Source organism: Aeromonas sp. MR16 (assembly GCF_022549315.1).
Taxonomy (GTDB): domain Bacteria; phylum Pseudomonadota; class Gammaproteobacteria; order Enterobacterales; family Aeromonadaceae; genus Aeromonas; species Aeromonas aquatica.
This window is the reverse complement of record NZ_JAKZFK010000013.1, coordinates 76,506-101,058: the sequence shown is the minus strand read 5'-3', so window position 1 is coordinate 101,058 and position 24,553 is coordinate 76,506. Positions and strand designations below refer to the sequence as shown.

Sequence of the window (24,553 nt, the reverse complement as noted above, 5' to 3'; positions counted from 1 at the left end):
TGCAAATTTCCTTGTTCCATATTCGGTTCATGCCTGATTATCCGGTCATTCCTGCTGTACTCGATCACCCGCACAATCAGATCGACTTATCAGCACTTGCTGAATTATCTGAGGTATCCCATGGAAAAACGCAGACCAGGTCGTCCGGTCGGACGTTCCGACATTCGTGACAAGCTGCTTGCCGCCGCTCGCGAACGTTTTCTGAACACTCCCTACAGCAAGGTGACGACCCGCGAGATCGCCGAGCTGGCCGGTTCCAATCTGGCGATGATCCATTACTACTTCGGCAGCAAAGAGGGCCTCTACAAGGCGGTGCTGGGGGATGTGGCCGAGCCGCTGGATCAGGCCTGGCATGACGAGAGCAGCAACCGCAGCCTCACCGATCTGCTCAATACCTACTATCAGGTGATGGCGCCGAACAGTGAACTGACCTCCGCCATCTCCAGTGCCTTGTCGACCGAGAAGAGCCCGGGACGGGATTTCGTGTTGAACCGTCTGCTTGAGCGTCAGTTGCCCCAGTTCGACGCCCTGCTCGAATCCATGAAGTCCAACGGCCAGCTGGGTGACAACCTGGATCCCGAGATGCTGAAGATCTCCTTCCTCAGCATGATGTGGCAGCCGTTCGTGATGAAGGATCTCTACGAGCAGGTGTTCGGCCTGACCGTGGATGAGAGCTTCATGAGTCGTCTGGCGGCCCACAACTGCCAGCTGATGGAGAACGGGCTGCGCGGCTCCCTGAACTGAGTTCCGCCACCTGAAGAATGAAAAAAGGGCCGTTCGGCCCTTTTTTCATCGCGCCTTTCACAAATCTGTTATCTGCCCTTCAACGAACTGTCACTCCGCCGCCCTAGTCTGCACAGAGATCTCGGGGAAGGAGGGGTTATGAACAAGATCCAGCAATGGGACCTGCAGGTGTGCCGTGTCTGTCTGCTCCATCCCTACAATCGCTCGCAAGCCAGAGTCAGCCGGCTCATCTCCCGCACCGGCGACGGTCCACTCTACGCCGTGCTGGCGGCCCTGCTCTGGTGGCAGGGCGGTGCGCAGCGCGAGACGGTGCAGATTGCCGTGCTGGCCTTTGCCCTCGAACTGCCGCTCTATCTGCTGCTCAAGAACGCTCTGAAACGCCAGCGCCCGGTGGGCCTGCCGGTCTTTATCACCCCCTCCGATCGCTACAGTCTGCCCTCTGGTCATACTGCGGCGGCGTTTTTGATGGCGACCGTGCTGGCGGCCAGCTTCCCGCTCTGGGCGCCGCTGCTGTTCGCCTGGGCCGCGCTGGTGGGGGCATCCCGGCTGCTGCTCGGGGTGCACTACCTGAGCGACCTGGTGGCCGGTGCCTTGCTCGGCGGTGGTTGCGCCCTCTGGGCACTGAGCGGGAGTCAGGCATGAAGATACTGTTCGGGGTTCAGGGCACCGGCAACGGTCACATCAGTCGCAGCAGGACTCTGGCACGCGCCCTGAAGAGCAGGGGGATAGAGGTCGACTACCTGTTCAGCGGGCGCGCCGCCGACGGCTACTTCGAGATGGGGGAGTTTGGGGATTATCGCACCTTCCCCGGTATCAGCTTCGTCAGCCACGAAGGCTGCATCTCGAGCTGGCGTACCCTCAAGGGGCTCTCTCCCTGGCGTTTCTGGCGGGATATGCGGGCGCTGGATTGCCGCGACTACGACCTGGTGATCAGTGATTTCGAGCCCCTCAGCGCCCATGCCGCCCGTCGCTGGCAAAAACCCAGCCTCACCATCAGCCATCAGGCCAGCTTCGACTGGTCCATTCCGCGTTGGGGGGAGAGCGGCTTCAGCCGCCAGCTGATGCACCGTTTCGCCCCGGTCCGGCAATCCTTGGGACTGCACTGGTTTCACTTCGGCCAGCCGCTGTTGCCCCCCATCATCGACCCCATCGCGCTGGCCCCGGACAATCACCAGATCCTGGTCTATCTGCCATTCGAGCAGACCGAGCAGATAGCTGCCCTGCTGTCGCGTTTCAACCAGCAGCATTTCGTCTGCTTCCATCCCGCCATTCGGACCCCCAGCCAGTGGCGCAACATCCACTTCGAGCCCCTGGCGCGGGAAGGGTTCAAGCAGGTGCTTGCCGGTTGTCGGGGGGTCATCACCAATGCGGGTTTCGAGCTGGCCTCGGAGGCGCTATCTCTCGGCAAGAAGCTCTTGGTCAAGCCACTGGGTGGCCAGTTCGAGCAGTTGACCAACGGCAAGACTCTGGAGCTGATGGGCTTGGCCCAGCTGATGGAGGTGCTCGATGCCAATGCGGTGCGCGGCTGGCTCGAGACGGCGGCACCGGGGGCCGTTCGCTACCCGGATGTGGCGGCTGAATTGGCGGACTGGCTGGCCGCCGGGTCGGAGGAGAGCATTGAACTCTTGTCTCGCCGGCTGTGGGCCAGGACCCTCTTCCCGGAGGAGGTGTGTGATCGGCTCAGCGAGCTGGCCGAAAACCCGGCATTGACCCGCCCCTGGTTATCGCAACTCAGTGCCTTTGACTAAACTGAGATGACCCCACCCAAGGAGAGGACGGATAGCATGCGCTTTACCAATGAGAACGGCGACACCATGACCCTGGCGGACAATCTCACCCTGCATGAGCTGCTCGACATGGGGGTCAGCATCTCGGTCTGTGAAGAGACGGATCCGGATCAGCAGATCTGGCTGGTGGAGCCGGAACAGGACCAATGAGTCACCGGATAGTTGACTGGCCCACCCAAGCGGTGGGCCATTTATTTCCGTTAAGTCCAAAATTTTCAGCATGATCTGCTGGTTTATTCTCCATCCTCTTCGCTTTCTTTCCTGCCCTATAGCCAAGTCACTGAATGTTAATGGCTGTTTGAAATTTATGACTGTTCAGGCCAGACAAAGCCGTGGACAAGCGTTCACAAGCGGGTTAAGTTGGTTTTTCACCCGATTTTCGGGTGAATGATGGAAAAAATCACTTTTTCTACTATCGACCGCTCCGTACTCGCCTGGTCTGTATTCAGACAACAACAAGACACGGACTGGCGTTGCCGGGAAGCAGCGGACTGTCGATAGCTTTCGCTTAACGGAGCAAAGCCTGGAGGGCTTTATCATGGAGATGTTATCAGGCGCCCAGATGGTGGTTAGAGCGCTGGAAGATCAGGGAGTGGAGCACGTGTTCGGCTACCCTGGTGGCTCAGTGCTCGACATCTATGACGCTCTCTTCGAAAACGGCAAGATGGAGCATGTCCTGGTGCGGCACGAGCAAGCCGCGGTGCACATGGCTGACGGTTACGCCCGCTCCACCGGCAAGGTGGGCACAGTGCTGGTCACTTCGGGCCCGGGTGCCACCAACTGCATCACCGGCATCGCCACCGCCTACATGGACTCGATCCCCCTGGTGATCCTGTCCGGTCAGGTGCCGACCAGCATGATAGGGGAAGATGCGTTTCAAGAGACCGACATGATCGGTATCTCCCGCCCGGTGGTGAAGCACAGCTTTCTGTGCAAGAAGGCCAGCGAGATCCCCGACGCCATCAAGAAGGCCTACTACATTGCTGCCAGCGGCCGCCCGGGGCCGGTGGTGGTGGACTTGCCCAAGGATGTGCAGAACCCGAAGGAGAAGTTCCCCTATCAGTATCCCGAGTCCGTCTCCCTGCGCTCCTACAATCCGACCAAGGCCGGACACAAGGGCCAGATCAAGCGGGCAGCCAAGCTGTTGACCGAGGCCCAGCGTCCGGTCATGTACGTGGGCGGTGGCGCCATCAACGCCAATGCGGATCATCTGGTGACCAAGCTGGCCGAGTTGCTGAACCTGCCGGTGACCACCACCCTGATGGGACTCGGGGCCTTCCCCGGCACCCATCCGCAGTTCATCGGCATGCTCGGCATGCACGGCACCTTCGAAGCGAACAAGACCATGCACAATGCTGATCTGATCTTCGCCGTGGGTGCCCGCTTCGACGACCGCGTCACCAACAACGTGGCCAAGTTCTGCCCCAATGCGACCATAGTCCACATCGACATAGATCCCACCTCCATCTCCAAGACGGTGCAGGCCCATGTGCCCATCGTCGGCTCGGTGGAAACCGTGCTGGAGCAGATGCTGGAAGTGATCCGCGAGTGTGGCTTTGACAACGACAAGCAAGCGCTGGCGGAGTGGTGGGAGCAGATCGCCCAGTGGCGTTCCCGCAACTGCCTGGCCTACGAGACCTCGCCCATCCTGATCAAGCCGCAACAGGTTATCGAGGCGCTCTACAAGGTGACCAAGGGGGAGGCCTTCGTTGCCTCGGACGTGGGCCAGCACCAGATGTTTGCCGCGCTCTACTATCCGTTTGCCAAGCCACGCCAGTGGATCAACTCCGGTGGTCTCGGCACCATGGGCTTCGGCATTCCCGCCGCCATGGGCGCCCAGTTCGCCAACCCGGATGCGGTGGTCTGCTGCGTGACCGGTGACGGCTCGGTACAGATGAACATCCAGGAGCTCTCCACCTGTCTGCAGTACGGGGTGCCCATCAAGATCATCTCCATCAACAACCGCGCCCTCGGCATGGTCAAGCAGTGGCAGAAGATGTTCTACGGCGGCCGCCACAGCCATTCCTACATGGAATCCCTGCCGGACTTCGTCAAGCTGGCGGAGGCCTATGGCCACGTCGGCATCGCGGTGAGCGATCCGGCAGAGCTCGAGAGCGCCATGGAGAAGGCCTTCGCCATGAAGGATCGGCTGGTGTTCATGGACATCTCGGTCGATCCGGACGAGCACGTCTATCCGATGCAGATCAAGTTTGGTGCCATGGACGAGATGTGGCTGAGCAAGACGGAGAGAACCTGATGAGACATATTATTTCCGTTCTGTTGGAAAACGAATCCGGCGCCCTGAGTCGTGTGGTGGGCCTCTTCTCCCAGCGCGGCTACAACATCGAGACCCTGACGGTGGCCCCCACCGAGGATCCGACCCTGTCGCGCATGACAATCGTCACCATGGGTGACGAGCGGGTACTGGAGCAGATCCAGAAGCAGCTGCACAAGCTGGTGGACGTGCTCAAGGTGTGTGACCTGAGCGAAGGGGAACACATCGAGCGGGAGATCGCCCTGGTCAAGGCGCGCGCCGCTGGCGGTGCCCGTGACGAGCTGAAACGGCTGGCGGATATCTTCCGCGGTCAGATCGTCGACGTGACCCCGGAGCAGTACACGGTGCAGCTGGTGGGCACCAGCGAGAAGCTGGACGCCTTCATCAAGACGGCGGCCCAGACCAACGAGATCATCGAGGTGGTGCGCTCAGGGGTCTGCGGCATCTCTCGCGCCGACAAGGCACTGCGCCCCTGATACCGCTGGTTGGCTGCATCATCCAAAAGGGGCTCTTCGGAGCCCCTTTGTTATTTCGTAGGGGGGCGCGCCTCAAGCTGTCTGCAGGATTTCCCGGGCTGACAAGGCGCTGCGTCTCTGACTCATCCTGCCGGTCAATTGGTTATCCACAAAGGGCTCCTCGTAGCCCTTTTTCACGGGCGCGAGCCGGGGCAAGGGAAAGGGTGAGTCTGTCATTTTCTTTCAAATGATCGGTAAACTATCCACAAAAGCTGTGGAAAACTCTGTAGATTAGCGGTGTGTCTGGCGTTAGTTGACTGATCTTAAAAGGATATTTTGATTTGATCCTGGCTGGATCGCAATTGTGCAATCCTTGGCGAGCTGGTGAGCGTTTGCTTATCGCCGGGGCCTTGTCAGACGAGGCCCAGCACCAGGAAAGTGGATCCGCTCAGGATCCTGATTTGATCTTGCGGATCAACAGCTCGCCTGCCGGCCATAAAAAAACCCGCCTCTCGGCGGGTTTTTTAGCAGTGTCAGCATAGGGCGAACTTATGCTTCGGCTGCCTCGGCCTGGGCGGCCTGGATACCGGTCAGGGCGATGGTGTAGACGATGTCGTCCACCAGGGCGCCGCGGGACAGGTCGTTGACCGGCTTGCGCATGCCTTGCAGCATGGGGCCGATGGAGACCAGCTCGGCGGAGCGCTGTACCGCCTTGTAGGTGGTGTTGCCGGTGTTCAGGTCCGGGAACACGAACACGGTGGCTTTACCCGCGACCGGTGAGTTCGGTGCCTTGGACTTGGCCACGTTCTCCATGATGGCCGCGTCGTACTGCAGCGGGCCATCGATGATGAGATCCGGGCGCTTGGCCTTGGCCAGCTCGGTCGCTTCACGCACTTTCTCTACGTCCGCGCCGGCGCCAGAGGTACCGGTGGAGTAGGAGATCATGGCGACGCGCGGCTCAATGCCGAAGGCGGCAGCGGAGTCGGCGGACTGGATGGCGATCTCGGCCAGCTGTTCGGCGCTCGGATCCGGGTTGATCGCGCAGTCACCGTATACCAGCACCTGATCAGGCAGCAGCATGAAGAAGATGGAGGAGATGAGGGACGAACCCGGGGCAGTCTTGATGATCTGCATCGGCGGACGGATGGTGTTGGCAGTGGTGTGCACGGCGCCGGAGACCAGACCGTCCACTTCGCCACGCTCCAGCATCATGGTGCCCAGCACCACGTTGTCTTCCAGCTGTTCGCGGGCAACCACTTCGGTCATGCCCTTGTTCTTGCGCAGCTCGACCAGACGCGGCACGTAGCGCTCGCGCACTTCCAGCGGGTCGATGATCTCGACGCGATCGGTCAGCACCACACCCTGCTGTTCGGCGACGCGACGGATCTCTTCCGGGTTGCCCAGCAGCACCGGACGGGCGATGCCACGCTCGGCACAGATGGCGGCAGCCTTGATGGTCCGCGGCTCTTCCCCTTCCGGCAGCACGACGCGCTTGTTGGCCTGACGGGCCAGCTCGGTCAGCTGATAACGGAACGCCGGCGGGCTCAGACGACGGGAACGGGTGGACTTGGCAGAGAGCGACTCGATCCAGTGCTTGTCGATGTGGCCAGCCACATAGTCCTGCACCAGTTCGATCCGCTCGCGGTCATCTTCCGGGATGTCGACGTTGAAGTTCTGCAGGCTGACGGCGGTCTGCCAGGTGTTGGTGCCGGTGATCATGATCGGCAGGCCGGTGGCCATGGCCTGTTGGCACAGGGCGATGACTTGCGGCTCCGGATGATAGTTACCGGTCAGCAGCAGGGCACCCAGCTTGACGCCGTTCATGGCGGACAGGCAGGCGGAGACGATGACGTCGGAGCGATCGCCTGAGGTCACCAGCAGGCTGCCCGGACGGAAGTGCTCGATCATGTTGTGGATGGAGCGGGCACAGAAGGTCACGGTCTGCAGGCGACGGCTGTCCAGCTCACCCTTGTGCAGGATCTTGGCGGCCAGGTGCTTGGCGAGATCCTTGGCGCGCGGGGCGATCAGCTGGGTGTTCCAGGGGATGCAGCCGAGGATGCGCAGCGGGCTCTTGCCGAAGACCTGCAGCACTTCCAGGTTATGAGCGGAGTCGGAGGTGTGGTGATGAGCCTCGAACATCTCGGTCAGATCGGGGCGGGTCACGCCATGCTCGTCAACCGGTGCGCCGACCTTGTTGATCACGCAGCCCACGATGCGCGGGTTGCTGACGCCACCGAAGTTGGAGCAGGCCAGCTCGATGCGCTCTTTGAGCTTCTGGCTGGAGTCGTTGCCCGGATGGGTCACGAACACCATGTCGGCATCCAGCGCCTTGGCCACGTCGTAGTTCAGCTTGTTGGCAAACGGCTGCTTGTCGGTCGGGACCAGACCTTCGATCACCACCACTTCGGCACCGCTGCTCTTCACGTGCTCTTCGAAGCGAGCCACGATCTCTTCCAGCAGGATATCGGTGTTGCTGGAGGTGATCATGTTCTCGGCGTAGGAGAGGGCGAACGGCTCGGGCGGATTGATGTTGGCGGCGGCGCGGATCACGGCGGTGGAGCGCTCGGTACCGGTTTCACCCGGACGCGGCTGAGCCACCGGTTTGAAGAAGCTGACATTGACACCGTGACGTTCCATGGCGCGAACGACGCCAAGACTCACGGAAGTTACGCCGACACCAGTGCCGACCGGGATGAGCATAATAGTGCGTGCCACTTATTACCCCTTGTTCATTTTTTGGGATCAGGAAAAGGCCGCCCGGGGGCGGCCTTGCTCTACAGCTAAATTATGCGCCGACCAGTTCCAGCGCGTCGTGGGCGATGACCCACTCTTCGTTGGTCGGGATAACCAGGGCCTTGGTGGAGCCAGCCTTGGTGATCTCGCCACCCTTGCCGAAGCGAGCGGCCAGGTTGGCGTCGTGGTCGACGTCAAAGCCCAGCAGGCCCAGCTTGTTCAGGGTGATCTCACGGATCGGGGCGGAGTTCTCGCCGATGCCACCGGTGAAGACGACGGCATCCAGACGACCGTCCATGGCGGCGGCGTAAGCGCCGATGTACTTGGCCAGGCGGTAGCAGTACACGTCCATGGCGCGCTTGGCTTCTTCCTTGCTGTCGTAGTTGTCTTCAACGAAACGGCAGTCGGAGGTGACTTCGGTCAGACCCTGCAGGCCGGACTCTTTGGTCAGCATGGTGTTGATCTCGGCCACGCTCATGCCCAGCTTGTCGTGCAGGAAGAAGATGATGGCCGGATCCAGATCACCGGAACGGGTACCCATCACCAGGCCTTCCAGCGGAGTCAGACCCATGGAGGTGTCGACGGACTGGCCATTCTTGATGGCGCAGACGGAGCCGCCGTTACCCAGGTGGCAGTTGATGATGTTCAGCTCGGACACCGGCTTGTTCAGCTGCTTGGCGGCTTCCAGGCTGATGTAGTAGTGGCTGGTGCCGTGGGCGCCGTAGCGACGGATGCCGTTCTCTTTGTAGAGCTTGTACGGCAGGGCGTACAGGAAGGCTTCTTCCGGCATGGTCTGGTGGAACGCGGTGTCGAACACGGCGACGTTCTTCTCGGCCAGCTCAGGGAACACCTTCAGCGCGGCACGGATACCGATCAGGTGCGCCGGGTTGTGCAGCGGAGCGTAAGGAATGGCGGCTTCGATACCGGCGATCACGTCTTTGCAGATCCGCACGGAGGAAGTGAATTGCTCGCCGCCGTGAACCACGCGGTGGCCGATGGCGATCAGGTTCTTGGACAGCTCCGGGTTGAGCGGCAGGATCTTGTGGACAATGAAGTCCAGCGCTTCCTGGTGAGCGGCACCGGCACCCAGATCGGCGCTACCCTTTTCACCATTCAGTTTCCACTTGATGCGGGCGTCGTCGAGGTTGAAACACTCGGCCAGGCCGGACAGCAGATCATCACCGGTGGTTGCGTCAATGACAGCAAACTTCAGGGACGAGCTGCCACAGTTAAGAACAAGAACCAGCTTACTCATGAATAAATCCTATCGCAGATTGGGTTGGGTTGGAGGATGCGCCGGACGCGGAGCGTCCAAAAACAATCAACTTATCCTTATGAGGGTTGGCAATCTGTTGCTTGCCCCTTGTATAGTGATACAAGACCCGAAATCCAGACGTCCCTGACTGGCCAACGGCAGGCCGTTGGCGTAAAAATTAGGCGCTCAAAGGATAACCTGATTGTTGAAAAATAACAAAGTCATCCTCAACCTTTGTTATTGAACCTCAAATATTGTCGAGGTTTTGCCGTTAATACGTTCAAAAAGAGCTCGGAGGTAGTATGAGCATGAACATTTTTGGAACTAAATTACAGCAAGGCCGTCATTATATGACTCTTTGGCCGCGCCGTCCCGAGCTTAATTCCATGTTCCCGGAGAATCGGGTGATCAAGGCGACCGAGTTTGCCCTCAAGATCATTCCGGCCCTCGCCGTGCTCAGCGTCATGTTGCAGTTCCAGTTCGGCGAACAGCATTATTGGCCCTCGGTCATGGCCTCCGTGCTGTTTCTGCTCAGCCTGCCGCTGCAGGGCTACTACTGGCTCGGTCAGCGTGCCGACACCCGGTTGCCTCCCTCCCTTGCCAACTGGTATCGGGAGATCAATGGCAAGATGAACGAGCAGGGTGGTCATCGCCAGCTCGTATCTCGGCCTCGTTATGAGGAGTTGGCCGATACCCTCAACGCCGCCTTCAAGCAGCTGGACAAATCCTTCCTCTACGAATGAGCCGGTAGCACGGCCAAAAAGGCGCCCAAGGGCGCCTTTTTCATCTGTTTTTTCAGGCCGCCAGCACCTTGCTGATCTCCTGGATGGAGAGCTTGTACTGACGGGGGCACTGGCGCCAGGCCGCCAGCATGCGCTGGTACTTGTCGCGCATGGCGATGTCGCTGGAGAGCTCGTCACAGGGGCACGGCAGCTCGGGGAAGCGCTTGTCCACTTCCAGCAGGAAGCAGACATAATCCGCCAGTTCCCGCTCCTGGCTGCGGCTGTAGCCGTTGAAGCTCAGTCGGCTGGCGTTCACCTCGGCCTGGCTGGCGGCGTCCAGGTTGCCCCAGGAGATGGCCAGCGCATGGTGCAGCTCCAGAGTGTCCAGCACCTCCTGGCAGGTGGCGAGATCCAGATGACCGAAGCTCTTCTCCAGCTCGAGGATCTGCAGGCAGTAGCCGCGCTCGACAATGGTGCTGGCGCGCTGGTAGAAGGGCGCCTTTTCCGGATTGAGTTTGGCCAGGATCTCGTACTGATTGCTCAGGATCAGGCGTTCGGTGTGGCTCATGTTCATGGGCTTTCTCACTGGAAAATGAAACTGGGATAACGTTAACCCATATTCAAGATGAATTTTTTGATCTGAGCGGGGAGGTTGGCGAGAAAAGCGGAGGGAGAGCCGGTACTGATGCGTGCCAGGGGGTCTGATGAAGCGCATCAGCGAAGAGGGCCTGCAACGGCAGGCCCTCTTCGTATCGGGAGAAGAATAAGCGGGCGCTTATTGCCCCTTGATCAGGTCGAGCACCACCTGATGGTGATCGCTGGTCTTGAACTTGTCGAAGCGATGGCTGATCTTGCCCTCCTCGTCGATGAGGAAGCTCAGCCGATGGATGCCGTCGTACTCCTTGCCCATGAACTTCTTCGGGCCCCAGACGCCGAACGCATCGGCCACCGCGTGATCCTCATCCGCCAGCAGGCGGAAATTCAGGTTGTCGCGCTCTTCGAACTTTTTCAGACGCTTGGCCGGATCCGGGCTGATGCCGAGTACCACCACATTGAGGCCGGCCAGCTCGGCGTTGACGTCACGCAGGCCGCAGGCCTGGGTGGTGCAACCCGGGGTCATCGCCTTGGGGTAGAAATAGACGAGCACCTTCTTGCCGCGCAGGGAGGTCAGGCTGACTTGGTTGCCATCCTGATCGGAGAGGGAAAAATCGGGGGCCTGAGCGCCAACTTGCAGTGGTTGCATGGGGTCTCCAAACGCCGTCAGGCGTACTTGTGGTTGACGAGAAATTCGAAGGATTCGGCGCCCAGTTCACGACAGAAATCGGCGAAGGCCGTCTTCGACTCACCGGCTTCACCCTGCTTGGAGAGGTTCAGCTGAAAGCTCGCCTTGAGCAGGTTGAACGGTTGCTGTTCCAGGGTAATGGTCTGCATGGCCTGGATGTCCCAACCATGATCACTGAAGAACTGGGTGCACTGGCTGACGATGCCGGGCTGGTCCCGGATCAGCACATCGGCGCTGGCGCTGATGTCATATTGCAGTGAGTGGTGGCGCTCGGTGCGCTTCATCATGGTGATGAGATCCCACTCCTGGCTGCGCAGGGGCAGACTGATTTCGAGTTGCATCAGGCTGTTCCAGTCACCGGACAGCAGCATGATGAAGGTGAATTCATTACCAAAAATACCAAGACGGCTGTCGACAATGTTGCAACCGCAGCCACTGACGTGGCGGGTAACCTCATTGACGATGCCAGGCCTATCCGTGCCGATGGCCGTTACGACCAGGTAGTGAGTCATAAATGTCCTCGTCCATTAGTGCGAATGCGATGACTGCGAGCGCTATTCATGGGCATGGCCGCCAAGCGTTGGAGCATGTCCTGCTCTCGTGCATCATTTTTAGGGCGGATGGTATCACGGCTTGTCCCTTGCCTCCCTTGTTTTTCAAAGGGGGCAGCTTTACCATAACGCCCCTGAAAATCGGGAGAAAAATCCATGTTACGCGGTAGTATTGTTGCGCTCGTTACCCCCATGCTGGCCTCGGGTGACATCGACTGGACCAGTCTGGCAGCCCTGGTCGATTATCATGTCGACGCCGGCACCAGTGCCATCGTCGCGGTGGGCACCACGGGAGAGTCGGTCACCCTGACCGAGCAGGAACATATCGCCGTGGTGGAGAAAACCGTCGAGTTCGCCGCCGGCCGCATTCCGGTCATCGCCGGCTGTGGCTCCAACAGCACCGCTCACGCCATCGAACTCTCCAGGCGTTTCGCCAACATGGGCGTGGTGGCGGGCCTCTCGGTGACCCCCTATTACAACAAACCGACCCAGGAAGGCCTCTATCGTCACTATTGTGCGATCGCCGAGGCTAGTGGTCTGCCCCAAATTCTCTATAATGTGCCCGGTCGCACCTGCTGCGATCTCAAACCGGAGACGGTGGCCAGGCTGGCGAAGGTGCCCGGTATCATAGGTCTGAAAGAGGCCACCGGCGATTTGAGTCGAACCCCGTTGCTGCGGGAGCTGTGCGGGCCGGATTTTGCGCTATATAGTGGCGATGATGCCAGTGGATGTGATTTTATGCTGCAAGGGGGCGATGGAGTCATCTCGGTCACCACCAATATTGCGGCGGCCCAAATGGCCGACATGTGTCGTGCTGCGCTGACTGGCGATGCCGGGCGGGCGTATGATATCAACAATCGATTGATGCCGTTGCATCAGACTCTGTTCTGCGAACCGAGTCCCATCCCGGTGAAGTGGGCTTGCGCCCGACTGGGATTGATGGCGACGGCGACCTTGCGTCTGCCGCTGACTGACCTCACCCCAGAGGGAGAACAGGCGATGACGCGAGCACTGACGACTGCGGAGTTGATGGCGAGTGTTTAAAGCAAATGGAAAGGGAAATGCAGTGCGCCTGGTGCTGAGTGTCGCGACCGTTGCCGTGTTGGCAGCCTGTAGCTCACCCCAGGATCGCAAGATGGCCAACCGTGGCTTCGAGTATGAAGAGAGCCGCCTCGAAGGTCGCGCCTTCCTCGTACCCGCCGGGTTGAGTACCCCCGCCTTTAACAGCAGTTTCGACATTCCGGCCCTGCCCGAGAGCAGCCGCGAGGGTGCCCTGGGTGCCATGGTCGATGTGCGCCCGCCCGCCCAGTTGCTGACCGTGGTACCGGGCAGCCAGGTGGTGACCAAGGCCAGCGAGCCCACCCTGGCCTTCTATGCCCTGAGCACCAGCCAGAGCGTGGAGCGCGATACCTGGGCCTTCCTGATGAACTTCCTGGCCCAGCACAAGGTGACCACCGAGAAGCTGGATCAGCAGGCCGGCGTGTTGCAGACCGGCTGGTTCGACAACACGGTCGCACTCGATGGCTGGGGTGAAGAGGACGAAGACTTCAAGATCCGTCAGCGCTACCAATTCACCCTGAGCAACGATGCCCAGCGTCACGCCGTCAACATGTCGGTGCGGGTGCTGGAGCACGAAGAGACCTACGACGGTGAGACCAGCACGGCGCTGACCGCCGCCGATGCCCAGCGCTACGCGACCCGGGCCCTGAACCAGTTCTCCCTCTACTACGACAAGCAGCTCAAGGCGCGCGAACAGCACAAGTCCAGCGATGGCATGGGCATGGAGCTGGGTCTGGACAACAACGAGCTGAGCGCCTGGATCGCCGACGGCTCCTTCGAGCAGGTGTGGCGGCGCCTCAACCAGGTGCTGCCGGGTTACGGCTTCACCATCAAGGACACCCAGCAGTCCCTGGGTTGGATCGACGTCGAGTATGACGATCCGGGCAGCGACTTCTGGCAGGCCAAGGGCGCCGAACCCTTCAAGCTGGAGGAAGAGGCATATCGCTTCCAGCTCGGCGAGATGGCGGGAGGCAAGACCTCCATCACCCTGTTCGACAAGGACAAGAAGCCGGTCGCATCCGGGATCATCTCCCAGATGTACATCAGCCTGTCCGAGGCGTTTGCCAAGGGGCAGGCCGATCAGGCAGCAGCAAAAGCAGAATAGAAACAGGGGCCTGGTGCCCCTGTTTTGTTTTATGAATTCCCATACAAACAGGGAGCCTAGTACTCTTGTTTGTTAAGTGAATCCCCCAGTTTATAAAGGGGGTAGTGCTCTCGCTTCGTTATGTTTACCCCCACAAACAGGGGCCTGGAGCTCCTGTTTTATCAGTCCCACAACAGGAAGTGTTAAAAGCCATGAGTCTTGCAGATCAAGTATTGGCGGTGAATGACGATTTGCCGATCCGTACCGATAAACCTGTCCATTCCGGCAAAGTGCGCAGCGTCTACTGGTTGACCCAGGCGGACAGTGCCCGGCTCATCAGAGAGAAAGGCTATGACGTACCGGCCGATGCACCGCTCGCCCTCATGGTGATCAGCGATCGCATCTCGGCCTTCGACTGCATCTGGCAGGGCGTGGACGGACTGAACGGCGTACCGGGCAAGGGCGCCGCACTCAATGCCATCTCCAGCCACTGGTTCAAGCTGTTCAAGGAGAAAGGACTGGCCGACAGCCACATCCTGGACATCCCGCACCCCTTCGTCTGGATAGTGCAGAAAGCCCGTCCCGTGATGATCGAGGCCATCGCCCGCCAGTACATTACCGGCTCCATGTGGCGTGCCTACAAGGACGGTGAGCGCGACTTCTGCGGCATCCGCTTGCCGGAAGGGCTGAAGAAGGATCAGAAGCTGCCGGAGATCCTCATCACGCCGTCCACCAAGGGCGTGCTCAAGGGGCTGGAAGGGATACCGGAAGCCGACGACGTCAACATCTCCCGTGCCGACATCGAGCGCCACTGCCAGAGCTTCAACTTCAGCAAGCCGGCCGACATCGATCGCTACGAGGTGTTGCTCAAGGAAGGCTTCAACGTGATCAGCGATGCCCTGGCGGCGCTGGATCAGATCTTCGTCGACACCAAGTTCGAATTTGGCTACGTCCAGGATGCTGCCGGCAACGAGAAGCTCATCTACATGGATGAAGTCGGCACCCCCGACAGCTCCCGCATCTGGGATGGCCCCGCCCTGCGCGATGGCGAGATCATCGAGAAGTCGAAAGAGGGCTTCCGCCAGTGGCTGCTGAACCACTTCCCGGATCCGGACATTCTGCTCAACAAGCACCGCATGCCGGAGCGCTTCGCCCTGGCCCGTGACAACAAGCTGCCCACCGAAGTGATGATGGACATCTCCAACACCTACGTGGGGATCGCCGAGAAGATCATCGGTCAGCCGCTGGTGCGCAGTGCCAATCCGAAGCAGGAGATCATTGAGGTCTTGCGCACTCAGTACGACCTCGTTGACTGAGGCTTGCCGCCTTTTTTTGCCATCGACAAACAAACGTTTGCTGATGGTGAGAGACTGGCGGCACCGCCGAGGTGACAAACGAACGGGCCCCATTGCGGGGCCCGTTTTTATTGGGATGTCAGCTGGTTTGAGCAGGCGTTAGCCATTGACCCTGAACACCTGGCCGCTCTGCACCCCCAGCACCGACTTCTTGTAGGCCTGGGCCACCCGGGCGGCGGGCACGGGCACGAAGCCCGGGAAGAAGTCGGCGTACTTGTCCATGGACTCTTCCAGCACGGTCGGGCTGATGACGTTGATGCGCAGGCCTCGTGGCAGTTCGCAGGCGGCGGCGCGCACGAAGTGCTCGATGGCGCCGTTGATGGTGCTGGCGCTGACCCCCCAGTTGATGGGTTCCTCGCTCAGGATGCCGCCGATCAGGGTGATGGAGCCCCGATCGTTGAGGTGCGGTATGGCGGCGCGGGTCAGCCTGATCTGGCCCATCAGCTTGCTCTCGAGCCCTGTCTGCCACTGCTCGTCCGTCAGCTCGGTCAAGGCATTGAAGGCGACGTTGCCGCTGGCCACCACCAGGGCATCGAACCGGCCTATGCCTGCAAACAGGGCGGCGATGGAGGCGCCATCCGTCATGTCGACGGTGGCATCTCCCTGACGATGGCCGACCCGGATCACCTCGTGGTCTCTGGCAAGCAACTCGCTGACGGCGGATCCGACGGTGCCTGAGGCACCCACTATGACGATTTTCATCTTGGTCACTCCTGTTTGGGATATTTATCATTTTAGTCGGCATAAAAAGAAGAAAAAGCGCTTAGCATGAACGTATTGTTTCCATATTGGAGTTAATAGATGGACGTTAGTCACCTGGCTAGCTTCTATGAGGTGGTCAAAGGGGGCAGCTTCTCCGCCGCCGCTGACCTGATGGGGGTGAGCAAGGGGATGCTGAGCCGCCACGTCAGCGCGCTGGAGGCGTCCCTCAATGCCCAGCTGTTGCAGCGCACTACCCGCCGGCTCAGCCTGACGGAGGCGGGCAAGACCCTCTATCTGCAGGCGGGGCAGATCTTCGCGCTGGCCCGGCAGGCGGAGCAGGACATCCAGGCCCTGACCGAGGAGGACAGCGGCCGGCTGCGCTTCACCTGCCCGGTCAGTACCGGGGATCGCATGGTGAGCGAGCTGTTGGCGCGTTTCGCCACGCTCTGTCCCGGGGTCGAGGTCGAGCTCAACTTCACCAACGCCATGATCGACATGAGCCAGGGGGAGCACGACATCGCCCTGCGCGCCATGGAGCGGGTGCCGGACAATCTGGTGGCGCTGCCCCTTGGCCGCTTGAAGGACGTGGTGGTGGCGAGCCCGGCCCTGATCGCGCGGGAAGGGATCCCGGCCACCCCTTACGAGCTCGGCGGCCGCACCTGTCTGCGGCAGGGGAGCAACCCCGCCTGGGAGCAGTGGCACTTTCGCAAGGAGGGGGAGGAGGTGCAGATCCCGGTGCAGGGGCGAGTGCGGGCCAACCACTACAGCACCCTGCTGCAACTGGTCCACGCCGGCATGGGTTACGCCAAGTGCCCGCTGATGCTGGTGGAGGCCGGCTTGGCCAAAGGGGATCTGGTGGCCGTGCTGACGGACTGGCAGACGGGACTGCACCCGCTGCACGTGCTTCATGCCCAGCAGCGGCGGGTACCGCGCAAGATCCGCCTGTTCAAGCAGGTGCTGGCCCAGTGGTTCGCCGAGCGGCCCCATTACTTGCTCTGAAGTTGTTGTTCCGAGCTGCGTTATTTTTCTGTCATATCCGGCTGCTAGCCTGCGCCCATCACAGCGATCGGCAAAGAGGCAGGGAATGAAGCGTTATCAGGGTTGGATCGGCATGGTGCTGATGTGTGGCGGGGTGGCGCAGGCCGAAGTGCGGGTCGAGGTACCCGAAGATTTCCGGATCCTGGCGGTGAGCGACGGCAAGTTGCAGGACGAGCGGCATGCGGTGCTGGCCGATGGCGAACAACAGCTGCTGGTGCGCTATGAGGGTGTGATCCCGAGTCGCAACAGCAGCGACAACGATCGCCAGATCCGCTCCGAGCCCCAGGTGATCCGCTATGAGGCCCGGGGCCAGCAGCTGAAACTGCAGGCCGCGGTTCCCACCGATGAGAACGGGATGGAGCGCTACGCCAAGGTCCCGGCCGTGAGTCTGCAGGGGGCGGGACAGCCAGTGGCGGCGGTGCAGGATGAGCTGGTAGTCAAGGGCATGCAGATCGGCATGGACTGGCCAGCCCGGCTGGCAGAATACAATCGCGGCGCGGGCAAGGCGGTGCTGGCAACGGGGACGGTCGCGACGGCAGCCACTGCACCGAGGGCGGCTCAGACTTCCCCGGTATCCGCAAGCGAGCTGGAGGCGCAACTACAACGGCTCTTCCTGCAGGCGGATCCCGAGCTTCGCAAGCGCTTTATCGGCTGGGCCGTGCCCCGGCTTTAAGTTTGCCCCTCGTTGCAGTAACGTGGGCGCATCCAATGATGTGCCCTCCTACCGACGAGGTTCTTATGTTTGAATTGCATCCCCGCCTGCTGGCGGATACCCGGTCCCTCGGGGATCTGCCGCTGTGCCGCGTCCTGCTCGCCAAAGACAGCCAATATCCCTGGCTCATCCTGGTGCCGCGCGTCGCCAACTTGCGGGAGATCCACCATCTGGCCCCCCCCCAGCAGCAACAGCTGATGCAGGAGTCCTGCGCCGTCGCCAGCCTGATGGAGCAGGCGCTGAGTCCCGACAAGATCAACGTGGCGGCGCTGGGCAACCTGGTGCCCCAGCTGCACCTGCATCATGTCTGCCGTTTCAGCACGGATCCCGCCTGGCCTGGCCCCATCTGGGGGGCTCACCCCGCCGTCCCCTATGAGACGCAAGATTTGCAAAGAGAATCCGATAACTGGCGAGCCCGCCTGGCCACCTTGAGTGGATTCAGCCCGCTCGCCGACTGACAAAGTCGTCAAGTGGGAGCCGGCTCGCGGTTTCGACGCCAGGATAGCATTATCTGTTAGCGTGACGGCCGAGCGCGTGGTGACATGAGTGACGAGACAGACAAGCCCATTTTTTCGATCAGCAGGAAGGTTCCATGATAGTGACAAGATCCGAGGATGATGCCGTATTGACCACAGAGGACGTGCTGCTGAGCCTGTGCAATTCGGTGACGACGGTATTGAGTGCGGCGACCATGAGTCAGGTTCGTTTCTCCGGCATGGTGCAACGGATCAGCAAGACCTGCCTCAAGCCTGACATCGGCTGCTTCGTGCTGTTCGACGGCGGCTTCTCCGGCTTGGTGGTGATCAACTTCTCCGCCGCGGCGGCCATGGAGCTTTACCAGAGTTACATGCTAAGCATGGGGCTTTCCAAAGAAGATCTCGCTATTTCTCACACCTCTGACGAGGTGAGCAACGTCATGGGCGAGCTGATGAACCAGATTGTCGGCAGCTTCACCGGCAAGGTCGGGCGCGAGCTGCAGACCCACATCACCCAGAACCAGCCCAAGATGCTGGCCCTGAACAAGCAGGTGATGCTGAGTGTCGACACCAACCTCGACAACCCCGAGACCCGCCGGGTCACCTTCTTCACCGCCACCAACAACATCTTCTATCTGGAGCTGGCGATGGACAGGACCGAGTTTATCCGGATCCACGATGGCGGCGTGGAGGAGGAAGTCGATCCGGACGAGCTGATCGCCCAGGCCAAGCTGGCGGCGGCCAAGCCGGCCCCCGCACCGGCGGCACCCGCCAGCAACGATCACGACGATCTGCTGAACTCCCTCGGTCTGTAAGCGACTCGCGGATACCACAAGGCCACCCCAGGGGTGGCCTTGTTTTTTTTGCGTCGGCAGCGACTCAGAAGTTGTAGAGCAGGCCTGTGCTGAGGCTGCTGGTCTGGGTGTCGTAGAAGGCGATGTCGGCGTCGGCCTGGGAGTAGGCGATGGTGACGGTGCCGGAGAGATCCTTGACCCCCAGCAGACGGTGCCAGAAGAAGGTGCCGGTGAGGGCCAGCTCGTCGGCGTCGGCGCGCTGGCCGAACAGGGGATTCGCCTCGTCATAGTCGCGTTTGCCGAAGTAGGCGTTGCTGACGAAGGACCACTGGGGGCCGCGCTTGGCATAGGTCAGCTGCAGCCCCTTGCTGTCGAAACTCTCGGCGCTGCCGTCGAGTTTGGCCTGTTTGTAGAGAATGGCGGGCTCCAGCAGTTGGCCATCGCCGAAGTGCCACTGGTAGGAGAGCTCCATGTCGTGGACCTTGCCGCTGCGATCCAGCATGGAGGCATAGTGAGTGCCGTGGCTCAGGTCGTACTGCTGGCCGCTGCGCTCCTCGTCCAGATCCACTTCACGGCTGGTGATACTGCCGTTGAAGTTGCTGCCCCAGATCTTGTCCCAGGCGAAGCGCACCCCCTTCGATTTGGCATCGGTGGAGCTGCGATCCACGCCGGTGGCGAAAGGATCGCTCCACAGCTCGACCGGCATGACGTTGAACACCACTGAACCGGCCACTATGCCCTTGTCCCCCATGGCCTGGCGGATCCCGAGCTGCTGGGTAAAGTCGAAGCGCAGCGCATCCTGGATGAGGTTGCCGAGGAACACCTGGGTGCGGGTATCGGCGAAGGTGTAGCGGATGTCGGCGTTGACGAGTGCCGAGAAGGCACTCTCGCTCTGGGGGGAGCCGAGGTTGTCGATGCGGCTGTGGCTGTCACCACCGGCATAGAAATTGGATTCATGGCTGCTGGCGCTGACGCCCCCCAGCAGAAAACCGGACCAGCCCGATTCTGTAGGAATGGCACCAAGATCGGCGTGGGCGGCATTGGCGACCAGCAGGCCGAGACTCAGCAGGATGGAATTGCGCATCGGTAGGGGCTCCTGAGGTTGGGGATGATGGCGGTGGCAGTCTGGCTCGGATTCGTTTGCTGAACTGGAGCTGACTGAGTGCAGGGGGCATGCTACCCCAGCAGGAGTGTGACGTTAATCAATAATTTAAGATGCAACGGGCAAGAGTTCGGGACGCCGTACTGGTATTCTGTTTGCGCAATAGCGGGAGAAAATAACGAGATGAAGCAAATCAAATCCTGGGCGCAATACTATGTCGACCTGATGACCAAGCTGGGGCTGGTGCGTTTCAGCATGCTGCTGGCGGCCTGTATCATAGTGCTGGCGGTCTCCATCCAGATGGGGGTGACCCTGTTTCTGCGCGGCACGGTGGACATTGTCGATCTGGTGCGCTCGGTCTTCTTCGGCCTGCTGGTGACCCCCTGGGCCGTCTATTTTCTCTCCATCGTCGTGGATCAACTGGAAGATTCCCGTCAGCGCCTGAGCCGCCTGGTGGCGAAGCTGCAAGACATGCGCGAGCGGGATCTCGAACTCAACAGCCAACTGCAGGAGAACATCCACCGCCTCAACGCCCAGATAGCCGAGACCAACAGGGCCGAGACCCTGCGTCAGCAGGCGATCGAGGATCTGGAGAACGAGGTGTTCCAGCGTGAGAAGGCCCAGTTGCACCTGGGTGAGCGCACCGCCCTGTTACGCTCTTTCATCGACTGCTCCCCCGATCTGGTCTATTACCGCAACGAGGAGCAGCAGTTCTCCGGTTGCAACCGCGCCATGGAGGAGCTGACCGGCAAGGTCGAGGCCGAGCTCATCGGGCTGACCCCGTTCGACGTCTACAAGCAGGACATCGCCAGCAAGGTGGTGGAGACCGACAAGCAGGTCTTCACCAGCAACGAGCCGCTCACCTATGAGCAGTGGCTGGAGTACCCGGATGGCCGCAAGGCCTACTTCGAGCTGCGCAAGGTGCCCTTCTTCGACCGTTTCGGCAAGCGGCTCGGCCTGCTCGGCTTTGGTCGGGACATCACGGAGCGCAAGCAGTACCAGGACAAGCTGGAGAAGGCGAGTCGCGACAAGACCACCTTCATCTCCACCATCAGCCACGAGTTGCGCACCCCCCTCAACGGCATCGTGGGCCTGAGCCGGATGCTGATGGACACGCCGCTCGACCCCGTTCGTCATCAGCAGCTCAAGACCATTCACCTGAGCGCCGTGACGCTCGGCAACATCTTTAACGACATCATCGATCTGGACAAACTCGATCGTCGCCGGTTGGAAATTGCGCCGACCCGCATCGATCTGCCCGCCTTCCTCGACGAGCTGGAGACCCTGTCGCGCATCCAGGCGGAGCAGAAAGGGCTCTACCTGCACTTCGATCGGGATGGCGACATGCCACAGTTCGTGATGGCCGATGGCACCCGGTTGCGCCAGGTGTTGTGGAACCTGGTGGGCAATGCGGTCAAGTTTACCGACGAGGGGGGGGTGACGGTGCGCTGCCTCTCCCACGCGTCCGATGTGCCGGGCAAGCTGGCGCTGCACTTCGAGGTGGAAGACACCGGGGTCGGCATACCGCGTGCCCAGCAGGAGAAGATCTTCGCCATGTACTATCAGGTGCAGGGCAAGAAGCACGCCACCGGCACCGGCATCGGCCTCGCGGTCTCCCGCCAGCTGGTGCAGGCCATGGGCGGTCAGCTCTATGTGGACAGCGATCCGGGGGAGGGCTCCTGCTTCACCGCCGAGCTGGAGGTGGACTGCGTCGAACCTCAGGCCATCGAGCCGGAACAGGAGCTGCCGGCCCTCGACATCCTGCTGGTGGAGGACGTGGAGCTGAACGTGACCGTGGCCTGCGCTCTGCTGAGCAAGCTGGGCCACGAGGTCAAGGTGGCGCGGGATGGCACCCAGGCGCTGGCCATGGCCAACCCGGATGACTTCGACCTCATTCTGCTCGATATCCAGCTGCCGGACATGACCGGCTTCGATGTGGCGGCCCAGTTGCTGGCGCGCTACGGCGACAGCCTGCCGCCCATGGTGGCGCTCACCGCCAATACCACCGGCGATCGCCAGTACTATCGGGATCGCGGCATGCAGGATGTGATCAACAAGCCGCTGGGATCCAAGGCGGTGCGGGAGGTGATAGGCCACCTGTTCGCGGATCTGGCCGACGATGAGGCCGATGAGCAGGAGGATGCGGGCAATCAGGATGAGCTGCTGGACTTGCCCTTCCTCACCGATTACGCCAGCACGGTCGGCAAGCCAGTGCTGCTCTCCAGCGTCGACCTGTTCGAGAAGATGCTGCCTGACTACATGGCGGTGCTCGACACCAACATGATCGCCAGGGATCAGGCCGGGGTGGTGGAGGAGGCGCACAAGATCAAGGGGGCGGCCGGCTCCATTGGCCTGCGCCGCCTGCAGCAGACGGCCCAGCTGATCCAGAGCCCGGAGCACCCCGCCTGGTGGGAGAACGTGGAAGACTGGATTGAGACGCTGCGCCGGGAATACCCGGGTGACATAGCCCGGCTGCGCCGCTGGCTGCTCTCCTGAGTCGAGCACCGGATATCATCACAGCCAAGGAGAGAGAGCCCATGTATCAGCGCCTGATCCCGTCACTGCGAATTCACAGCTGGGGCGAGGAGCCCCTGCTGGAGGCGACCGAGCAGGATCGCGCCCGCATCGTGCAGGCGGCGCCGGTACGCCGCCTGCAGCAGAAGACCCAGGTCTTCCCGCTGGATGTGAAGGCCTCGGTGCGCAGCCGCCTCACCCATTCCCTGGAGGTGCAGGAGACGGGTCGCCAGATCAGCCGCCGCATCCTGGCCCTGCTGCCCGCCGGCACCGTGTGCGAAGGGGCCTTCATCAACCTGGTGGAGATGTCCTGCCTGCTGCACGACGTCGGCAACCCGCCGTTCGGCCACTTCGGCGAGCAGGTGATGAGCCAGTGGCTGGCACAGGAGCTGGATGATCTCTTTGCCAGCGCCCATGACCAGCTGCCCAGCCCGCAGTGGGCCGAGCTGCGCCAGGACTTGCTGGTGTTCGATGGCAATGCCCAGAGCCTGCGATTGGTGCACAACCTGCACGAGCTGAACCTGACCCTGGGCCAGCTGGCGGCCCTGTGCAAATACCCGCAGCAGCCTCAGCCCGGCCTGCATTATGGTCAGCACCACGGCTGGACCAGCAAGCGCGGCATCTTCTTCAGCGAGCAGCCGCTCTACAGCGCCCTCGGCCAGAGCCTGGGGCTGGCTCCGGGTTGTCGTCATCCGCTGGTCTACATCATGGAGGCGGCGGACGACATCTCCTACTGCATCGCCGATCTGGAGGATGCGGTGGACAGGCGCATCCTCAGCCTTGGCGAGCTGCTGCAGGCCCTGCACGGCGCCGATCAAGGGAACTATATGGACAGGTTGCTGGCGGATGCCGGCGCCTCCGAGCGGGGCTTCTTCCCCCATTTTCGTCAGCAGCTCACCCGGGATCTGGTGACGCTGGCGGCCGATACCTATGTGGGCGAACACCAGAGCATACTGAGTGGCGTCTACCCCCAGGCGTTGCTGCACGGTCAGGCGCCGGCGGCGCGGGTGCTCGATACCCTCAAGCAGGTGGCCCGCGAGCTGGTGTTCATGCGCCCCGAGGTCGAAGCGCTGGAGCTGGAGGGCTATGCCGCCCTGCGCGGGGTGCTGTCGACTTACGCCTGCCTGCTGGCGCTGCCGGCCTCCCAGTTCGAACGGCTGCTGGCCGGCAACGGCGGGAGCGAGCTGTTCTTCGCCCGCCGTCTGTTTCACCGGCTCTCGGCCCGCCACCTCAAGGCATACCGGCTGGCGGTGGCGACCGCCGATCCCCGCTTTGAATCCGGGGCCGAGCAGGAGTGGTACTACCGCGTCCGGCTGCTGCTCGATTACGTCAGCGGCATGACGGATACCTATGCGCTGGAGGAGTTCCGGCTGTTGTCAGGGATTTGATCGGGGCCTGAGTTGGCCGCATTCCACCCATATGGGTGGGGGAGATATTGCGTAAAATTCGGTGTTTTTTTAGACTGTGGCAACTTGTTCAACTTTCACCCGGTAAGGAGACGACCATGCAACATTCCATGTTCAACGTTGCGTTCGATCGCTGCATTGGCAGCGCGAAGACTCGTGCTCTTTATTTACCGCGTGGAGGAAACAGGTAACCCCTGCTTTTTCATCACCCGCGGTTATCCCGCAGGGTGATGTCCTCTCTCCGGGAGAACCGCATGTTCAACTGGAGAATCATATGTCTATCGAACTCACTCTGCTGCGCACCGTCGAATCCCTGGTTCAGAAACGGATCACCCGACTGGAACGGCGCGTCAGCTATCTGCACCTCTCCCCGGCCATGTTGAAGGATATCGGCCTGGAAGGAATGAATGTGCAGGTCTCCCATGTGCGTGAGCGGGAGTTTCAAACCGGCTTCCGGCTTGGGAATCGAATAACCTGAGGTGAGGGGCCTGGCCCCGAACTCCTCGA

The 24,553-nt window shown here is 61.1% G+C and carries 24 protein-coding genes; 17 read left to right on the top strand and 7 right to left on the bottom strand.

Translation table 11 applies throughout. The features are described from left to right. Positions 1 to 120 precede the first annotated feature (120 nt). The 6 genes from MM194_RS11845 to ilvN all read left to right on the top strand — a co-directional run bounded on the left by MM194_RS11845 (position 121) and on the right by ilvN (position 5,282). Positions 121 to 744: a TetR/AcrR family transcriptional regulator gene (locus MM194_RS11845; RefSeq protein ID WP_241343668.1), complete on the top strand. Its 624-nt coding sequence runs from the start codon at positions 121 to 123 to the stop codon at positions 742 to 744. Between the two features lie 138 nt (positions 745 to 882). Then, a complete protein-coding gene (locus tag MM194_RS11840) occupies positions 883 to 1,386 on the top strand; it encodes a phosphatase PAP2 family protein (protein WP_241343667.1) in 504 nt (167 codons plus the stop codon). Next, positions 1,383 to 2,492 (top strand): MJ1255/VC2487 family glycosyltransferase, encoded by a 1,110-nt coding sequence (locus tag MM194_RS11835; protein ID WP_033128734.1) that lies wholly within the window; start codon positions 1,383 to 1,385, stop codon positions 2,490 to 2,492. Before MM194_RS11840 ends, MM194_RS11835 begins: the two co-directional genes overlap by 4 nt. A gap of 36 nt (positions 2,493 to 2,528) precedes the next feature. After that, positions 2,529 to 2,681, top strand: coding sequence for a hypothetical protein (locus tag MM194_RS11830; protein WP_156128454.1), 153 nt, complete (start codon positions 2,529 to 2,531; stop codon positions 2,679 to 2,681). Between the two features lie 388 nt (positions 2,682 to 3,069). Beyond that, the gene (locus MM194_RS11825) at positions 3,070 to 4,788 is read left to right on the top strand and encodes an acetolactate synthase 3 large subunit (protein ID WP_241343666.1); all 1,719 of its coding nucleotides are present in this window, start codon (positions 3,070 to 3,072) and stop codon (positions 4,786 to 4,788) included. Then, positions 4,788 to 5,282 carry an acetolactate synthase small subunit gene (gene ilvN, locus MM194_RS11820; RefSeq protein WP_005311605.1) on the top strand — a complete coding sequence of 165 codons (495 nt, stop codon included), beginning with the start codon at positions 4,788 to 4,790 and terminating at the stop codon, positions 5,280 to 5,282. Before MM194_RS11825 ends, ilvN begins: the two co-directional genes overlap by 1 nt. A 528-nt stretch (positions 5,283 to 5,810) precedes the next feature. Here the strand turns inward: ilvN and pta are convergent. Together pta and MM194_RS11810 are read right to left on the bottom strand one after the other, a co-directional pair. Then, on the bottom strand, positions 5,811 to 7,976 hold the full coding sequence (pta, locus tag MM194_RS11815; protein ID WP_042654279.1) for a phosphate acetyltransferase: 2,166 nt from the start codon (positions 7,974 to 7,976) through the stop codon (positions 5,811 to 5,813). Positions 7,977 to 8,046: 70 nt separating this feature from the next. Continuing rightward, a complete protein-coding gene (locus MM194_RS11810; RefSeq protein ID WP_033128737.1) occupies positions 8,047 to 9,249 on the bottom strand; it encodes an acetate kinase in 1,203 nt (400 codons plus the stop codon). A gap of 302 nt (positions 9,250 to 9,551) precedes the next feature. On the opposite strand from MM194_RS11810, the gene yfbV reads away from it, so the two are divergent. Then, positions 9,552 to 9,992 carry a terminus macrodomain insulation protein YfbV gene (yfbV, locus tag MM194_RS11805; protein WP_241343665.1) on the top strand — a complete coding sequence of 147 codons (441 nt, stop codon included), beginning with the start codon at positions 9,552 to 9,554 and terminating at the stop codon, positions 9,990 to 9,992. Positions 9,993 to 10,044: 52 nt separating this feature from the next. On the opposite strand, the gene MM194_RS11800 is transcribed toward yfbV, so the two are convergent. The 3 genes from MM194_RS11800 to MM194_RS11790 form a co-directional block, all read right to left on the bottom strand. Then, positions 10,045 to 10,545, bottom strand: coding sequence for a YfbU family protein (locus tag MM194_RS11800; RefSeq protein ID WP_033128739.1), 501 nt, complete (start codon positions 10,543 to 10,545; stop codon positions 10,045 to 10,047). Between the two features lie 201 nt (positions 10,546 to 10,746). Continuing rightward, a complete protein-coding gene (gene bcp, locus MM194_RS11795; protein WP_241343664.1) occupies positions 10,747 to 11,214 on the bottom strand; it encodes a thioredoxin-dependent thiol peroxidase in 468 nt (155 codons plus the stop codon). A 17-nt stretch (positions 11,215 to 11,231) separates the two neighbouring features. Further along, a complete protein-coding gene (locus MM194_RS11790; RefSeq protein WP_241343663.1) occupies positions 11,232 to 11,765 on the bottom strand; it encodes an ACT domain-containing protein in 534 nt (177 codons plus the stop codon). A gap of 195 nt (positions 11,766 to 11,960) precedes the next feature. On the opposite strand from MM194_RS11790, the gene dapA reads away from it, so the two are divergent. The 3 genes from dapA to MM194_RS11775 all read left to right on the top strand — a co-directional run bounded on the left by dapA (position 11,961) and on the right by MM194_RS11775 (position 15,263). Then, positions 11,961 to 12,848 carry a 4-hydroxy-tetrahydrodipicolinate synthase gene (gene dapA, locus MM194_RS11785; protein ID WP_033128743.1) on the top strand — a complete coding sequence of 296 codons (888 nt, stop codon included), beginning with the start codon at positions 11,961 to 11,963 and terminating at the stop codon, positions 12,846 to 12,848. After that, positions 12,841 to 13,968 (top strand): outer membrane protein assembly factor BamC, encoded by a 1,128-nt coding sequence (gene bamC / locus MM194_RS11780; protein ID WP_241343662.1) that lies wholly within the window; start codon positions 12,841 to 12,843, stop codon positions 13,966 to 13,968. The genes dapA and bamC overlap by 8 nt, the downstream gene beginning before the upstream one ends. 191 nt (positions 13,969 to 14,159) lie before the next feature. Then, entirely contained in the window at positions 14,160 to 15,263 is a 1,104-nt protein-coding gene (locus MM194_RS11775; RefSeq protein WP_241343661.1) for a phosphoribosylaminoimidazolesuccinocarboxamide synthase, read from the top strand. Between the two features lie 138 nt (positions 15,264 to 15,401). Here the strand turns inward: MM194_RS11775 and MM194_RS11770 are convergent, their stop codons facing one another. Further along, entirely contained in the window at positions 15,402 to 16,004 is a 603-nt protein-coding gene (locus MM194_RS11770; RefSeq protein ID WP_033128746.1) for a short chain dehydrogenase, read from the bottom strand. Positions 16,005 to 16,103: 99 nt separating this feature from the next. On the opposite strand from MM194_RS11770, the gene MM194_RS11765 reads away from it, so the two are divergent. From MM194_RS11765 to MM194_RS11750, 4 genes are all read left to right on the top strand, one after another. Then, positions 16,104 to 17,003, top strand: coding sequence for a LysR family transcriptional regulator (locus tag MM194_RS11765; RefSeq protein WP_241343660.1), 900 nt, complete (start codon positions 16,104 to 16,106; stop codon positions 17,001 to 17,003). A gap of 85 nt (positions 17,004 to 17,088) precedes the next feature. Beyond that, complete coding sequence (locus tag MM194_RS11760) at positions 17,089 to 17,715, top strand: DUF2057 domain-containing protein (protein ID WP_241343659.1); 627 nt, start codon at positions 17,089 to 17,091, stop codon at positions 17,713 to 17,715. A gap of 65 nt (positions 17,716 to 17,780) precedes the next feature. Further along, the gene (locus tag MM194_RS11755) at positions 17,781 to 18,212 is read left to right on the top strand and encodes an HIT domain-containing protein (RefSeq protein ID WP_241343658.1); all 432 of its coding nucleotides are present in this window, start codon (positions 17,781 to 17,783) and stop codon (positions 18,210 to 18,212) included. 134 nt (positions 18,213 to 18,346) lie between these two features. Continuing rightward, positions 18,347 to 19,045 carry a DUF3334 family protein gene (locus MM194_RS11750; protein WP_241343657.1) on the top strand — a complete coding sequence of 233 codons (699 nt, stop codon included), beginning with the start codon at positions 18,347 to 18,349 and terminating at the stop codon, positions 19,043 to 19,045. Positions 19,046 to 19,109: 64 nt separating this feature from the next. On the opposite strand, the gene MM194_RS11745 is transcribed toward MM194_RS11750, so the two are convergent. Further along, positions 19,110 to 20,108 carry a DUF2860 family protein gene (locus MM194_RS11745; RefSeq protein ID WP_241343656.1) on the bottom strand — a complete coding sequence of 333 codons (999 nt, stop codon included), beginning with the start codon at positions 20,106 to 20,108 and terminating at the stop codon, positions 19,110 to 19,112. 201 nt (positions 20,109 to 20,309) lie between these two features. On the opposite strand from MM194_RS11745, the gene arcB reads away from it, so the two are divergent. The 3 genes from arcB (at position 20,310) to MM194_RS11730 (ending at position 24,524) form a co-directional block, all read left to right on the top strand. After that, positions 20,310 to 22,622 (top strand): aerobic respiration two-component sensor histidine kinase ArcB, encoded by a 2,313-nt coding sequence (arcB, locus tag MM194_RS11740; protein ID WP_241343655.1) that lies wholly within the window; start codon positions 20,310 to 20,312, stop codon positions 22,620 to 22,622. A 41-nt stretch (positions 22,623 to 22,663) separates the two neighbouring features. Beyond that, a complete protein-coding gene (dgt, locus tag MM194_RS11735; RefSeq protein ID WP_241343654.1) occupies positions 22,664 to 24,028 on the top strand; it encodes a dGTPase in 1,365 nt (454 codons plus the stop codon). A gap of 292 nt (positions 24,029 to 24,320) precedes the next feature. Continuing rightward, positions 24,321 to 24,524 (top strand): hypothetical protein, encoded by a 204-nt coding sequence (locus MM194_RS11730; protein ID WP_081965923.1) that lies wholly within the window; start codon positions 24,321 to 24,323, stop codon positions 24,522 to 24,524. Positions 24,525 to 24,553 lie beyond the last annotated feature (29 nt).